This window comes from Kordia aestuariivivens (genome assembly GCF_014397005.1).
Lineage (GTDB): Bacteria > Bacteroidota > Bacteroidia > Flavobacteriales > Flavobacteriaceae > Kordia > Kordia aestuariivivens.
The window spans coordinates 39,249-54,277 of record NZ_JACGWS010000023.1; the positions used below are offsets into that span (position 1 = coordinate 39,249).

The window sequence follows — 15,029 nt, forward strand, 5'->3', positions numbered from 1 at the left end:
ATGACATCTAGAATTTAAGTTTCACTAAAAAATAAATTTCGATGAAAAAAATAATCATAGTTACACTACTTACGTTTTTCTTCTCTTGCAATACAAAAGAAGAAAAAACAGCTATAAACTCAACTAAAATTTCATCATCAGAAGCGATAACAGTTGCAAATGAAATTGAACGTATAGAGCCACCACATTGGTGGGTTGGTTTCAAAAACACCAAACTGCAACTGCTTATAAAACATCCTGAGATTTCAAAAGCAACACCCAAAATTTCATACGAAGGTGTTTCCATTGAAAAAATTACCAAAGGAGAAAGTCCTAACTATCTATTCATTGACCTAACAATTGCTGAAAATACCGCAGCAGGAAAATTCAATATCGTTTTTGAACAAAAGGACGGTTCAACATTGACACAAACCTACGAACTCAAAACACGCACAAAACCAGCAGAAAACTATATTGGTTTTGACAGTTCGGATGTATTGTACTTAATCACGCCCGATCGTTTTGCAAATGGAGATACTACAAATGACATTCCGCGAAAACGTTCAAGAATTACGGAATCTGGAGAAAAAGTAACCATGCTCAAAGAAGCAACGATCAATCGTAAAGACGATTATGCGCGTCATGGCGGCGATATCAAAGGAATCACACAACATCTCAATTACATTGACGATATGGGATTTACAGCAATTTGGTCGTGTCCGTTACTCACGAACGATATGCCACAATCTTCCTATCACGGCTACGCAATCACAGATTATTACGAAGTAGATCCGCGTTTTGGAACATTTGCCGAATACAAAGAATTGGCAGACAAATCCAACGATCGCGGTATAAAACTCATCATGGATCAAGTGGCAAATCATTGCGGCTTGGAACATTGGTGGATGAAAGATTTACCGTTTAAGGATTGGGTAAACTTTCAAAAAGAATTTGAAAATGGCGAAAAACTAAACCATTCAAATCACCGAAGAACATCCAATCAAGATGGTTACGCTTCCAAAAGTGACAAAGCAGGAATGGCAAACGGTTGGTTTGTACAAGCAATGCCCGATCTCAATCAGCGAAATCCATTCATGGCAACGTACATTATTCAAAACAGTATTTGGTGGATTGAATCCATAGGATTAAGTGGCATTCGCCAAGATACCTATCCGTATCCTGACAAAGAATTTATGAGCAAATGGGCAGGTGCCATCATGACGGAATATCCTAACTTTTCAATTGTTGGCGAAGAATGGAGTTACAATCCGTTACTCATTGGATATTGGCAAACAGGCGCAAACAACAAAGATGGTTATGAAAGTAATCTAAAATCTACGATGGATTTTGCCATGCAACGCAAAACGGTGGAAGCGCTATCGGAAGAAGAATCGTGGGACAAAGGTTTGGTGAAAATCTATGAAGGTTTGGCAAACGACTTTCATTATGCAAGTCCAAAAGACATCATGATATTTCCAGACAATCACGATATGAGTCGCATCTTTACACAATTCAACGGCGATGTAGCAAACACAAAAATGGCGCTGAGTTATCAATTAGTATTACCTAGAATTCCACAACTCTATTACGGAACGGAAATCTTAATGAACGACTTTGCAAAACCGGGCGATCACGGATTAATTAGAACCGATTTCCCTGGCGGTTGGCAAGGTGATACGGCAAATGCATTTACTGGTGAAGGTTTAACTGCCGAGCAAAAAGACATGCAAAACTATCTCAAAAAAGTATTGAACTTTCGTAAAACCAGCAAAGCCATTCACGAAGGGAAAACAACACATTTTGCACCTTTCATGGGAACATATTTTCTATTCAGAACGTTAGGCGATAAAACAGTGGTGCATATCATCAACAAAAACGAAAAAGAAATTACAATTGATCTCAAGCGCTATGCAGAAATGAATTTAAAAGGAAAAACGCTGACAAATATCATCACAGGCAAAACATTCACATGGAATGATGCCATTCTATTAAAGGAAAAAGGAAGTTTGATACTAACAACGAAATAAATATACAGTATTGAGAATTGAGATATTAGTAATGAGATTTACTTATTAATTCAATTAAAATGCTCAACACGTCACTTCGAGTGATTTTTTGAAGAAAAATAGTATAACAAATAGATTCCCGCCTGCGCGGGAATGACAAAAATGTCATGAAAACAAAACTCACAATCATATTACTTTCGCTACTTTTCCTTTCCTGCAAAGGACAACAAAAAGATGACCATACTGATGGAAAAAAGTCTGTCACGCTGGTTATAACTAATTTTCCAAGCGATCATGATTTTTCAAAAGACATCTATATTTCAGGCGATTTTGAAGGTTGGTCTGGCGGAAAATCAGAGTTCAAACTAGAAAAAAAGGATAGCACCTACTACAAAATAACACTTCCAAACCATCTGGAAACAATCAATTTCAAATTTACATTGGGAAGTTGGGAAACTGTTGAACTCAATAAACAACAGGAAAATATTGAAAACAGAACGTATAGTTTTAAAGAACATCCAGAAATGATACAAGTTTCTATTGGTGCTTGGTCAAACGGAAATACAAACAAAACAGCTGCTACCAAACAACAAAATGTACAAACATTTTCGGAAGATTTCAAAATTCCACAACTTGATCGAAATAGAAATATCTTAGTCTATTTGCCACCAAACTATGAAAGTTCCAACGATTCATATCCTGTATTGTACATTCATGATGGACAAAATATATTTGACAAAGCAACTTCGTATGCAGGCGAATGGGAAGTAGATGAAACCTTAAACAAACTTCATCAAACACACGGTTTGGATCTTATTGTGGTTGCGGTTGACAATAGCGAAAAACGCATGCAAGAATATTCGCCTTGGGAACACAAAAAACATGGAAAACCAGAAGGAAAACAATATATAGATTTTATTGCAAATACACTAAAACCTGCAATTGACAAAACATACAGAACCAAAAAAGATTCACAAAATACCGCAATCATGGGAAGTTCTATGGGCGGATTGATCTCGCATTATGCCGCTTTTAAATATCCGAATGTATTTGGAAAAGCGGGCGTTTTCTCGCCGTCGTTTTGGTTTTCAGATAAAATTATTCCGTTCACTAAGGAACATCTGGCAGAAGCCAAAAAATCCAAACTCTACTATTTAATGGGCGGAAAAGAAGGCGGAAATATGGTGAAAGACTTAAAAAACGTCATAAATTCAATGCAAACAAACGGTTTTCCAAATGATCATTTTTATGTGAAACTTGTGCCAAGTGGTTCGCACGGTGAAGCATTTTGGCGCTCCGAATTTAAAGAAGCTGTGCTTTGGTTATTTTCAGAAAATGTAAAGATTCAACCGAGCGAAAAACCTGTGGCAAAAGAAGTCAAAACAGCAAAACTCGCTGGCGGAAAACTCATGCGTGTTGTCGATTTTCCATCAAACTATATCAAACCAAGAAATGTAGATGTTTGGTTGCCCGAAAACTATTCCGCAACCAAAAAATACAGCGTTTTATACATGCACGATGGACAAAATCTGTTCGACGAAACCACTACTTGGAACAAACAAGAATGGAAAGTAGATGAAGTGGCTTCAAAATTGATGCTAGCAGGAAAAGTTCAAGATTTTATCGTAGTTGCGCCGTACAATATTCCTGCAATTCGTTGGCAAGATTATTTCCCACAAAAAGCATTTGACTACTTAAATGTCGAAACACAAAAGGACATTCACGCGAAAGCAAAAGAAAACAAATTCAGTTTAGCATTTAACGCGGATAACTATTTAAAGTTCCTTACGGAAGAACTGAAACCGTATATTGACCAAACCTACGCAACCAAAACCGATCGCGAACATACGTTTGTGGCTGGTTCAAGTATGGGCGGATTAATTTCGATGTACGCCATGTGTGAATATCCAGAAATTTTTAGTGCAGCAGCGTGCATTTCTACACATTGGGTTGGTTTAATGCCGATGGAAGACAATCCAATTCCGGATACATTTTTTGCATATATGAGTGAAAACTTGCCTTCGCCAGAAACACACAAATTCTATTTTGATTACGGAACAAAAACGCTCGATCAGTATTATCCACAATATGCCGAAACGGTGGATATAATTTTTAAGAAAAAAGGATATACAGATACGAATTATAAAAATCTATTGTTTGAAGGTGCCGATCATTCGGAAAATTCTTGGCAAAAACGATTGGATATTCCGTTTACATTCTTATTAAAGAAATAACTTATGAAATCATTTAAAATTCTATTCATATCACTTTTATGCTGGCAATTTTCTATTGCGCAGAATGCAGATCGAACGTTTATTGACTTTAAAGAAGGTGGAAATATACATCTCGTTAGTGTCTCTGATGGCGTATATTTCTTTCGCTTGGTAAGTGATGATATTATTGGAACAACTTTTATTCCTAAGGGACAAAAAATCAACTCTCCAAGTCATGCAGTTGTTTTAAAAACTGCTGAAAAATGGAATTCTGCTGTTGAAACCGATACCGCTATAGATTTAGTTTCTGATGGAATTTCAGTGCATATACAAAAATCACCATTTCAGATTTCATACAGCTACAAAGGAAAACCCATCATTTCTGAGAAAAACGGTTATCAAAAAGTGGAAGGCGGTGAAGCTATTGATTTTAATTTGACAAACGATGAAATTCTCATGGGCGGCGGTGCAAGAGCGTTAGGAATGAATCGACGTGGAAATCGATTGAAACTCTACAACAGAGCACATTATGGCTACGAAACACGTTCGGAGTTGATGAATTTTACCTTGCCAATTGTGATGTCTTCCAATATGTACATGGTTCATTTTGACAATGCGCCAATTGGCTATTTGGATTTAGACAGCAAAAAAGACAATACTTTGACCTACGAAACCATTTCTGGACGCAAAACCTATCAAGTTATTGCGGGCGATTCTTGGGAAAATATTATTGATAATTATACAAATTTGACAGGAAAACAGCCGTTGCCACCACGTTGGGCGTTTGGAAACTTTTCAAGTCGATTTGGATATCATTCACAAGCAGAAACCGAAGCTACTATTAAAGCTTTTAAAGATGAAAAAATTCCAGTGGATGCAGTGATTTTAGATTTGTATTGGTTTGGAAAAGACATCAAAGGAACGATGGGAAATCTGAAAGCGCATAAAGATTCTTTTCCTGATGCGAAGCAAATGATTAAAGATTTTAACGATCAAGGTGTAAAAACAATTTTCATAACCGAACCATTTGTGTTGACGACTTCCAAACGTTGGTATGAAGCTTCTAACTTAGGAGTTTTAGCGAAAGATTCTGTTGGGAATCCATTTAAATTCGACTTCTATTTTGGGAATACAGGCTTGATTGATATTTACAATCCGAAAGGTGAAAAATGGTTTTGGGGAATTTACAAAGAACTCGCAGATTTGGGCGTAGCTGGAATTTGGGGCGATTTAGGTGAACCTGAAGTCCATCCCGAAAAGTTATTGCATCACACAGGAACGGCAAACGAAAAACACAATATTTACGGACACGATTGGGCACGATTAATAAAAGAAGGTTATGATAGAGATTTTCCAGATACACGACCGTTTATTTTAATGCGTGCAGGCTATTCAGGTTCGCAACGTTACGGACTCATTCCGTGGTCGGGCGACGTAAATAGAACTTGGGGCGGATTGCAATCGCAACCAGAAATTGCCCTGCAAATGGCAATGCAAGGTTTGGGCTATATGCATTCGGATTTAGGTGGTTTTGCTGGCGCGAATTTGGACGATAATTTATACATCCGTTGGTTGCAATACGGCGTTTTTCAACCAATTTACCGTCCGCATGCGCAAGAAGAAGTTCCTAGTGAGCCTGTGTTTCGTTCCGCAAGAGCGAAAAAATTAGCGAAACAAGCCATTGAATTGCGTTATCAATTATTGCCGTATAATTACACGATCGCTTTTGAAAATAACCAAAAAGGAACGCCGTTAATGCGTCCGCTATTTTTTGAAGAAACCGACAATAAAGTTTTGTATACAAATGCTTCCACCTATTTATGGGGAAATGATTTCTTGGTGACACCAATTGTAAAAGATAGCGTGGAAACAAAAGAAATCTATTTTCCGAAAGATGTCGTTTGGTTTGACTTGTATACGGATGAAAAAGTGCTTGGTGGACAAACAAAAATAGTTTCAACACAAGAAGCTTCCATTCCTACATACATTCGCGGCGGCGCGTTTATTCCGATGGCGAAACCGATGCAAACGACTGCAAATTATGACCAGAATGCTTTCGATTTACATTATTATCATGATAAAACTATCCTAAAAAGTACGGGGAAAATGTATACTGATAATGGCGAAACAAAACATGCTTTTGAAAAAGGAAACTACGAATTGTTAGCCTTTGAAAGTGAGTTTGAAAAAGGTGAATTGGAAATTGATTTGGAAGCAGAAACTGGCTCAAATTTTTCAACGAGCACAAAAGAAATCACAGTAGTAATTCACAATATTGACAAGAAACCTAGAAAAGTGAAATTTCGCGGAAAGCGCATTCATTTTGATTGGAATGCGACTAAAAACACGCTCACATTTTCTGTTGTTTGGAATACCAAAAAAGAACGAGAAATTACCATTAAACTATAAAATACTATTCAATTTAAAAACTATTCGTAAACTAATTTATAATGAAAAAAACCGCTTTATTTTTAATGACCATACTTCTTTTTGTTTCGTGTAAGACGGAAAAGAAAGAAGCTGAGAAAACTCCTGATGTAAAAAAAGTTACGATCGCTGATGTGTCGGACGCGATGCTGGAAAACGCAGTTATTTACGAAGCAAACATTCGTCAATATTCAAAAGAAGGTTCTTTTGATGCGTTCACGAAAGATATTCCACAGTTGAAACAATTGGGCGTAAAAATCATCTGGCTGATGCCAATTTTCCCTATTTCAGAAACAAAACGTAAAGCTACAGGTGGCGATTTCGCAAGTAAGATTGAAGATCCTGAAGAACGTAAAAAGCATTTAGGAAGTTATTACGCAGTGTCAGATTTCACCAAAATTAATCCTGAGTTTGGAACGATTGAAGATTTCCGCGAACTGATACAAACGGCACACGATAATGATATTTATGTCATTTTGGATTGGGTTCCAAATCATACAGGTTGGGATCATACATGGTTAAAAACAAATCCTGAATTCTACACCAAAAATGCAAAAGGTGAAATTACAGATCCGTTAAATGAAGACGGGATTCCTGTAGGTTGGGCTGATGTTGCCGATTTGAATTATGACAATCAGGAATTGCGCAAAGCAATGGTAAAAGACATGAAATACTGGTTAACCGATGAAGATGTTGATGGTTTCCGTTGTGATGTTGCTGGTTCTGTTCCCACAGATTTTTGGCAAGAAGCCATTCCGCAATTGCGTGCAAAGAAATCTATTTTTATGCTTGCCGAAGCTTGGGAACCTGAATTGTTGAAAGGTGAATTGTTTGATATGGCGTACGGATGGGACACACATCACCGCATGAATCATATTGCAAAAGGAGAAGAAACAGTTGCTGATTGGGACAAACGCATGCAACAGGTAGATTCTTTGTATGAACCTGATGATATTTTAATGAATTTTGTCACCAATCATGATGAGAATTCTTGGAATGGATCGATTGAAGAACGCATGGGCGACGGCGCAGAAGCATTTACTGCATTGAGTTATGTTGCACCAGGAATGCCATTGATTTATTCGGGACAAGAATACGATATGAAACATCGCTTGAAGTTCTTTGAGAAAGACGAAATTCCGAAAGAGAAAGGAAAAACATGGCCTATTTTAGAAAAACTAGGCGCTTTAAAGAATTCACACGTTGCATTACACGGTGGAAAAAATGCCGCTTCGTACACAAAAGTTTCAACAAGTGACGCGAACGTTTTAGCATTTAAACGTGAAAAAGATGGAAAAGCAGTGTATTACATTGCAAACCTTTCAAAAGAAGCAGCACTCACAAAAATTGAACTTACAGGAAGTTTTTCAAATTATATGAACGATGGAAATGTGACTTTTAGAGAAGGACAAGATGTTGCATTACAACCTTGGCAATATATGATTTTGGTTGCTGAGTAAGTTATAACAGAAATATATAAATTTAGACTCCGCTGCATGGCGGAGTTTTTTTATTGAAAAATTTTTAAAGTTTGCTCTTTATACTAAAACAACGTGAGTTCGACATAAGTTTCATTCAAATCAAATTTAGCAAACACTTATTGTATAAGCTTTAAAATTCTGAAAAATTAGATTTCTATTTTAGTTCGTATCATTTTTATTTCAAATTACGGAACTCATGAAATGAATCATTTGCTTGCCAAATGTGAATTCGGCGAAGCCAATCTTCGATTTCGTTTTCTTTGCTCGCACAAAGAAAAGAAACAAAAGAAAGTGCGCTTTTCCAGAGGTATTTTTAGTTTTTCTCTTATTGAAAAACTAAAACCGCATGAATTTTTCTAAATTTTTTCCAAGGCTTCAAAAATTCTTAACGAAAAATTCCTGCTATACTGCGGAAAAGAAGAAATCGGCTTTCAGATTTTATATCGAACTAAGGTTAGAAACTAGCTGGAAAAGATAATGATATTCCCATATACAGGGGAATTAGTTCAACTACACTTTTGAATGCGCTTTAGCAAGCTTTTCAAAATAGTTGCTTCAAAGGAAGATTCATTCTCTAAAAACTAACTGGAAATGGACTATAAGATTCCCCTTTACAGGGGAATTAGTTCAACTACACTTTTGAATGCGCTTTAGCAAGCTTTTCAAAAGTTAGTTTCACTAATCAAAAAGAGCCTCCTTACGGAAGCTCTTTTTTTTACCAAAATTGGTTATTATTATTTGGGGTCTTAGGGTAATAAGGGAAATAATTTATAACCAATAAATTACTTTAACCATGAAAAAAAGTTAAGTCCAAATATAATATCTCTATCTCATAAAACCCTATATATTAGACAATAACTACTAAACCTTCGATGAATGAATGAATTTTGTAGGTGAATGTTATTTGTACTGACGATTTGCTGCTGAAATACTTGATTTTATTGGGTTAAAGATGTAATAATAATCATGTTAATACCACTGAAATGTCCTTACGTAAGTTTTTTTTGAGATTACGACTACTTTGATGCAGCAACTATAAAAAACGAAACGTAAAATAATAGGTTTTATAAGTATCTTTGCAGTGCTATTATTAAGAACAAACTATGAAAATGAATAATATACAAACCGCAACTATTGGTGGCGGATGTTTTTGGTGTACAGAAGCCGTTTTTCAGGAAGTAAAAGGTGTAGAAACGATCGTTTCAGGATATACTGGCGGAACAGTTCCGGGAAGACCAACATATAGAGAGATTTGCTCAGGACGTACAGGACATGCAGAAGTGATTCAGTTGACGTTTGATGCAGATATTGTTTCGTTTGAAGAAATTCTAATCATGTTTATGGCAACACACGATCCAACTGCTTTAAATCGTCAAGGTGCAGATGTTGGAACGCAATATCGTTCTGTTATTTTTTATCATGATGAAACTCAGAAGTTAGTTGCAGAAACTGTGATTAAAGAACTTGCTGAATATTACGACGAACCTATTGTCACGGAAGTTACTGCCACAGAAACGTTTTATGAAGCGGAAGCAGAACATCAAAATTATTATAAAGAAAATACACAACAAGGATATTGCAGTTATGTGATTACACCAAAGTTGACAAAGCTTCGCAAGTTGTTTGCTGATAAGTTGAAGTAGTGGCTTTCTAATATTAACTTAAACTTCTAATTTTCATTTTCTTTGCTCGCACAAAGAAAACAGAAACAAAAGAAAGTGCGCTTTTAGAGGTATTTTTAGTTTTTCTATCGAAAACTAAAACCGCAGCCATTTTTCTGAATTTTAGCTAATTAAACCCTATTTTCTATAAAAAAGATTATTGATGATTTCTCGAAAACTTCGTGAATATCAAACGAAAACATGTCTGCTATACTGCGGAAAAAGACTTTGTCACCCTTTAATCTTTGTCACTTGGGTTTGGGTCGTCGCTTGAAGGAATTGAATTTCCAATCGAGAGAAAGCATCACAAAACGCCTTAATACCAAACTTTGTGTATTTTGAATGAAATCAGTACTTACAATCCGCCGCGTGTTAATGTTTTGATTGAGCAAATCGTATACTTTCAACGATAAATTGGCACTGTCATTTAAGAAACTAAAGGTCAACGAACTGTTCCACGACCACGCGTATTTGTCAAAACCGTTGGAAACATTCGGATTGTAGATGTAGCGGACTTTATTTTCCCAACTCAGATTCCTAAAAAGCTGTGTTGCTGTATAAAAATTTAGTTCGTGCGTAATGATTTCTTCATCGTTAAAACCTTCAATGGAAGCATTGGTTCGTATGTAATTCCAATTGTAATCCATGTTGAAATCGAATGCATTTTCCCACTCAAAATCAAATCCTAAAGAAGGACTATAGTTTGTCGTTTTCACATCGTAACGGATGTCATTATTAAAATTAATTCGTTTGGTTGTACTTATGGAACTATTCAGATTGATCCGCATGACGCGTACTTCATCAAACTTTATTTTTTTGTATATATTGAAATAACTGTGATAGCCATAATTTCCATCTACGTTTACATAAGTCGTTTCTCGGACTAAATCGTCATTGATTGTATATCTTGATACAACTCGATTGTTATCAAAATCAGCTTTGAGTCTGCTATACAATCCAAATCCTTTTTGGAAATTATTGGTTCTAAAATCTACATGAATGCTGTATCGATTCTGCGGTTTTAAGTTTGGGTTTCCCCGAATAATATTCAGCGGATCGGAAACATTGGTAAACGATTGCAATTGCGATAGTGACGGAATCATGTTTGTGAGACCAATTCCCGAATTTACCACTGTTTTTTTACTGAATCTATAACGAAACCCTGCGGAATACGTCGCGATTTCAAAACGTCTTTTAATGTCCAATTCGGGTCGCAATCGATCTTGATTTTCCAAGGTTCGGAACGCATAATCGAAATTGAAAAACGCTTTTATTTTTTTGTTTTTATAATTAATTCGTAGACTCGGAATCATCGCGTTGTTTCTGTATGTAAAGTCAGAACTCAATATTGTATTGAGTTCATCGAAGGTTTGCTGGCCTGTATCAAAATCAAAAACAGCTTTGTCACTTTCTTCTTTTCGGTTGTAGCTATCGTATTTAAAGTCTATAAATAGTTTTTTTGCTAAAATGGGCAATCGAAAGGTCAATCCGGCATTCATGGTATTCGATTGATCATCTGTATTTGTAAATTGATTTCGAATGATATCTTCTGTGGACGAATTGAGAAATAGTAATTCCGAAGTTGTAAAATCATCACTTTCAAAATCAGTTGAACTTTGATTGAGCCTTAGCTTTAAGAATGCGCCTTTGTCACCTATTTTTTTGGTTAGATTTAAAGCGTTTGTAAATTCTTTTTGTGTCTCTGTACTGTTAGAGTTAATACTTGATGTATTGGTCAATTCTTGAAATTCATCTAAGGTTTCTGAAGCGCTGCTAAAACTACTTTCACCAGGCAAATAGGTGAAGTTTGAAATTAAATCAATATGAAATGTAGTTCCAATTGTTGCTTCATATTGCAGGTCTACGGCGTGTTGTTTGTCATCAACCTGAGAGTTTGATGTTGCATTGGAAAAGTACGGTGCATCGGGCACAATGTATTCTGTTTCTTGTATTCGTCTGTTTTCAAATTGCGTTTCAGAATACAAGTAATTTACCGATAATGATTGATTTTTAAAGAGTTCGTCTGCATACGTAATTCCACCTTTTCGAGAGGTTCGAATTCCTTTGGTGCCAAAACCAACTCTTGGCGCATTGATATTATTACCAGTTCCTATTAAACTGACATTTCTATTGTTGTTGAATTTATTGTAGTTTCCTGAAAATTCATACCGATCGTTGTCGCCAACTCCTGTTGATAGTTTTCCAAACGAACCTTTGTTGTTTTCTTCTTTAATGACCAAATTGATCGTTTTGTAATTGCTATCGCCTGTTTCTCCAGTAAACGCTTCTGAGTTTGTCTTTGAATCGGTAATTTGGAGTTTTTCTATGATTTCTTTGGTCAAATTGTGTGTTGCAATCGTAGGATCATTTGCAAAAAATGGTTTTCCATTGACCAGTATTTTATCTACTTTTTTTCCATTGACTGTAATATTTCCATCATTGTCAACTTGCGCACCAGGTAGTTTCTTGATAAAGTCTTCCACCGTAGCATTCCGCTTCGTTTTGAACGAATTAGGATCAAACTCCAACGTGTCTTGTTTTATCGTAACTGGCGCTCTCGATTCAATCATAACGGCATCTAACATAGAACTGTTTTCTAAATAGATTGATTTTAGATTTATTTTTGCTTGTAGCGTAATTTTTTTGGAATAGGTTTTACTTCCAACGTAAGAAATAAAAAGTGTGGCATTTTTTTGAGATGTTTTTCCGCTTAACGAAAACTCTCCTTTTCGATTGGAAGTTGTATAGGTTATTAGTGAATTGTCTTTGCTGTTTTGCAAGTATATTGTTGCTGATTCTAAAGGAATACTGTCCATGACACCGCTAACCATACCTTTGATTTCGTACGATGTGTTTTGCCCAACAGCAATCGTTACGAAAAATAATAAGTATAATATGAGTATCATCCTTTTCATGGAAAACAGTGTTGTTTTTTGTGTTATCTGAACAGTTTTTAGATCAAATTAACGTGTACAAGTCCTCGAAAATGAGCGTTTGCTATTTTTTTAATTTGATTGAACTTCTGTTGAAAATGTTATTCTTTATAGAAAGAAGTGTTCTTCTTCTTTAGATATTAGCCTGCAATGTTGCCGTGCTAATTTGTACCTGTATTTTGATACGATCGTATACAGAAAGTCAGTAATGAATGTTGGAATGATTTGCAAATACCGTAAGTACTTCCATGGACTTCCAAGTTGTTTCATGAGTTTAAAAATCGCGGTGGATTTTTTGTAATATTGATCGTTTTGTACGACAATTATGGAGGTCGCATATCCTTGAATGTTGAGCAGATTGATCAGTTGTTGTCCTGCTTCTGATTGTGACGAAACAAATTTTAGTTGCTGCGAGGGATTTCGATCCAAAATAAATTGAATGTATTCGTTGCAAAATCCGCAGGTTCCATCATACATTACAATTGTATGGTTTTTTAGTTCCGTCCACATGATCATTTGTTGTGTTTAAATTTCTTCTACTTTTAGTTTTCTTGGTAGTATGTTTCTTCTTTTGAAGAATGACGTAAAATACGTTGACAAGTCTAGTTCTGGCATTGGCTTTGAGATGTAGAATACCGTTACGTTCCAAAACATCATAAAGGAAGCAAAGAAGTATAGATCTAAGAATAATCCTATTCCGACGTGCATTGCTAAGGTGCTAAACAACCATATTTTTCTGGTTTTCGGAATCCATATAAAGATTGGATATAAGGTTTCTATGAGTAATACGCTCCAACCCATAATCATTAGTATGTATGAATTTTCTGCAAAGAATGTATAGTCAATATCAAAAATGCTGTTTGCGCTCCATAAGTGAACAGATTTCCATATTGCTTCTCCGTTCCACCAGGTAATTCCCATCATTTTAGAAAGTCCTGCATAAAAGTATACCATGCATACATTGAATTGTAAGAGTCTTTTAAATAAGGTTACATTTAGGTTGTTTCGATTTCTGTTTTTAAAGATGATATTGTCTATGGAATGAAAATATCCTGAAGGAAATATTATTAAGTAGAATAATGATGTCACCATGAAACCATCAATCCCATAAATATATGTTCCTGAGTATATTGCTTTGTATAAGAGTAAGGTCATTATAGCAGAGAATCGTGTACACAATCCAAACATTAACGCCAATAGAAAGAAAATAAACGTACCTATAAAGCCATTTGTTGTAACGCTTTCTGGAATTCCGTAACCTTCAAAAAAGGTAATGATTTGCGTAAATGAAATCATTTGATTCGACATTAAGAATTCGCGAATATCAGAAGGAATGATTCCTTGTTTTCCAAATAGTTTACTGAAATCCAAAATGATACTCATTAAGTGGATAAGAATAAAGGCGCTTGTTCCTATTCTGAAAAAGGCGATAAAGGAACCTTTCGTATTGTCTTCCTTGAAGAAAAATGTCTGTATTTTTGATTTGATTAACTGCAAAGTATTCATGGTGTAGTAGTTTTTTTAGAATCTAAATGTGTAACGCTCTAATAGCGCAAGTTTTTCGGTTTTACCATCTAAAGCTTCTTGAATTTGAGCAGGTTGGTGAATGTATATTTCTGAGACCACCTTATTTCCTGTTTCATAAGAATCATTGATGTTTTTTGCAATTTGATGCATCATGACTTCAAAATACTTGTCGTAAATTTCGTTTGGTTCTCCTAACATGATTCTTTCCATCATTGGAAATGTACAGAGATTAAAACGTGCTTTACTTTCTTTTTGTCGTAAGCTAATCGGAGCTTGATGTTCTCCTAATAGTTTACCGTCACAATCAACAACTGCAAAGGACATTACAAATTCGCTACCTACATTTGGAGAGTAAAAACCGTAACCGGCATCTGTTCCCGTGTAGTTCGCATACGTTTTAAAAATAGGGCTGCCTTCTATGGCATGCCCTATTTTTAATACCTCAACATCTTTCACATCTGGATTTGTCAGTGTGTAATAGTCTCTTATTAGTCCATACGTATTGATAAACAATAGGCAAAACAATTGGATGACAATTAGTGTGATACATACGAAGGTATTTTTGAAAGGATTCATCGTTCTATAGTTTTTAGATCCGTTGATTATCTTTGCATGTAACGTTGCATCATTTCGTTGATTTCACCTTGAGCTTGTTCAACAACTTGTAAGTCTTCACCAGTTAATTCTGCACTGATAGAACTTCCGATGAATGTTTTTTGTGTAAACTTAGTATCATCATGTGTTTTGTTTCTGAAAATCCAGATTCCACGTGCTGCAGTTTCTTCATTAATATGACCGCTAA

10 protein-coding genes are annotated in these 15,029 nt (G+C 35.6%); 5 read left to right on the top strand and 5 right to left on the bottom strand.

What is annotated here, in order from left to right:
- Nucleotides 1–41: 41 nt before the first annotated feature.
- The 5 genes from H2O64_RS23345 to msrA all read left to right on the top strand — a co-directional run bounded on the left by H2O64_RS23345 (nt 42) and on the right by msrA (nt 9,749).
- On the top strand, nt 42–2,006 hold the full coding sequence (locus H2O64_RS23345; RefSeq protein WP_187564662.1) for a glycoside hydrolase family 13 protein: 1,965 nt from the start codon (nt 42–44) through the stop codon (nt 2,004–2,006).
- A gap of 146 nt (nt 2,007–2,152) precedes the next feature.
- The gene (locus tag H2O64_RS24135) at nt 2,153–4,219 is read left to right on the top strand and encodes an alpha/beta hydrolase (RefSeq protein WP_235983017.1); all 2,067 of its coding nucleotides are present in this window, start codon (nt 2,153–2,155) and stop codon (nt 4,217–4,219) included.
- A gap of 3 nt (nt 4,220–4,222) precedes the next feature.
- Nucleotides 4,223–6,607, top strand: coding sequence for a TIM-barrel domain-containing protein (locus H2O64_RS23355; RefSeq protein WP_187564663.1), 2,385 nt, complete (start codon nt 4,223–4,225; stop codon nt 6,605–6,607).
- A gap of 41 nt (nt 6,608–6,648) precedes the next feature.
- On the top strand, nt 6,649–8,085 hold the full coding sequence (locus tag H2O64_RS23360; RefSeq protein ID WP_187564664.1) for an alpha-amylase family glycosyl hydrolase: 1,437 nt from the start codon (nt 6,649–6,651) through the stop codon (nt 8,083–8,085).
- A gap of 1,124 nt (nt 8,086–9,209) precedes the next feature.
- Nucleotides 9,210–9,749: a peptide-methionine (S)-S-oxide reductase MsrA gene (gene msrA / locus H2O64_RS23365; RefSeq protein ID WP_187564665.1), complete on the top strand. Its 540-nt coding sequence runs from the start codon at nt 9,210–9,212 to the stop codon at nt 9,747–9,749.
- A 266-nt stretch (nt 9,750–10,015) separates the two neighbouring features.
- Here the strand turns inward: msrA and H2O64_RS23370 are convergent, their stop codons facing one another.
- From H2O64_RS23370 to H2O64_RS23390, 5 genes are all read right to left on the bottom strand, one after another.
- Complete coding sequence (locus H2O64_RS23370; RefSeq protein WP_187564666.1) at nt 10,016–12,673, bottom strand: outer membrane beta-barrel protein; 2,658 nt, start codon at nt 12,671–12,673, stop codon at nt 10,016–10,018.
- Between the two features lie 135 nt (nt 12,674–12,808).
- Nucleotides 12,809–13,210, bottom strand: coding sequence for a thiol-disulfide oxidoreductase DCC family protein (locus H2O64_RS23375; RefSeq protein ID WP_187564667.1), 402 nt, complete (start codon nt 13,208–13,210; stop codon nt 12,809–12,811).
- 15 nt (nt 13,211–13,225) lie between these two features.
- Complete coding sequence (locus H2O64_RS23380; RefSeq protein ID WP_187564668.1) at nt 13,226–14,206, bottom strand: HTTM domain-containing protein; 981 nt, start codon at nt 14,204–14,206, stop codon at nt 13,226–13,228.
- A 15-nt stretch (nt 14,207–14,221) separates the two neighbouring features.
- Nucleotides 14,222–14,803 carry a hypothetical protein gene (locus H2O64_RS23385; protein ID WP_187564669.1) on the bottom strand — a complete coding sequence of 194 codons (582 nt, stop codon included), beginning with the start codon at nt 14,801–14,803 and terminating at the stop codon, nt 14,222–14,224.
- Nucleotides 14,804–14,829: 26 nt separating this feature from the next.
- The coding region (locus tag H2O64_RS23390; protein WP_187564670.1) for a hypothetical protein at nt 14,830–15,029 on the bottom strand (200 nt) is incomplete at its 5' end.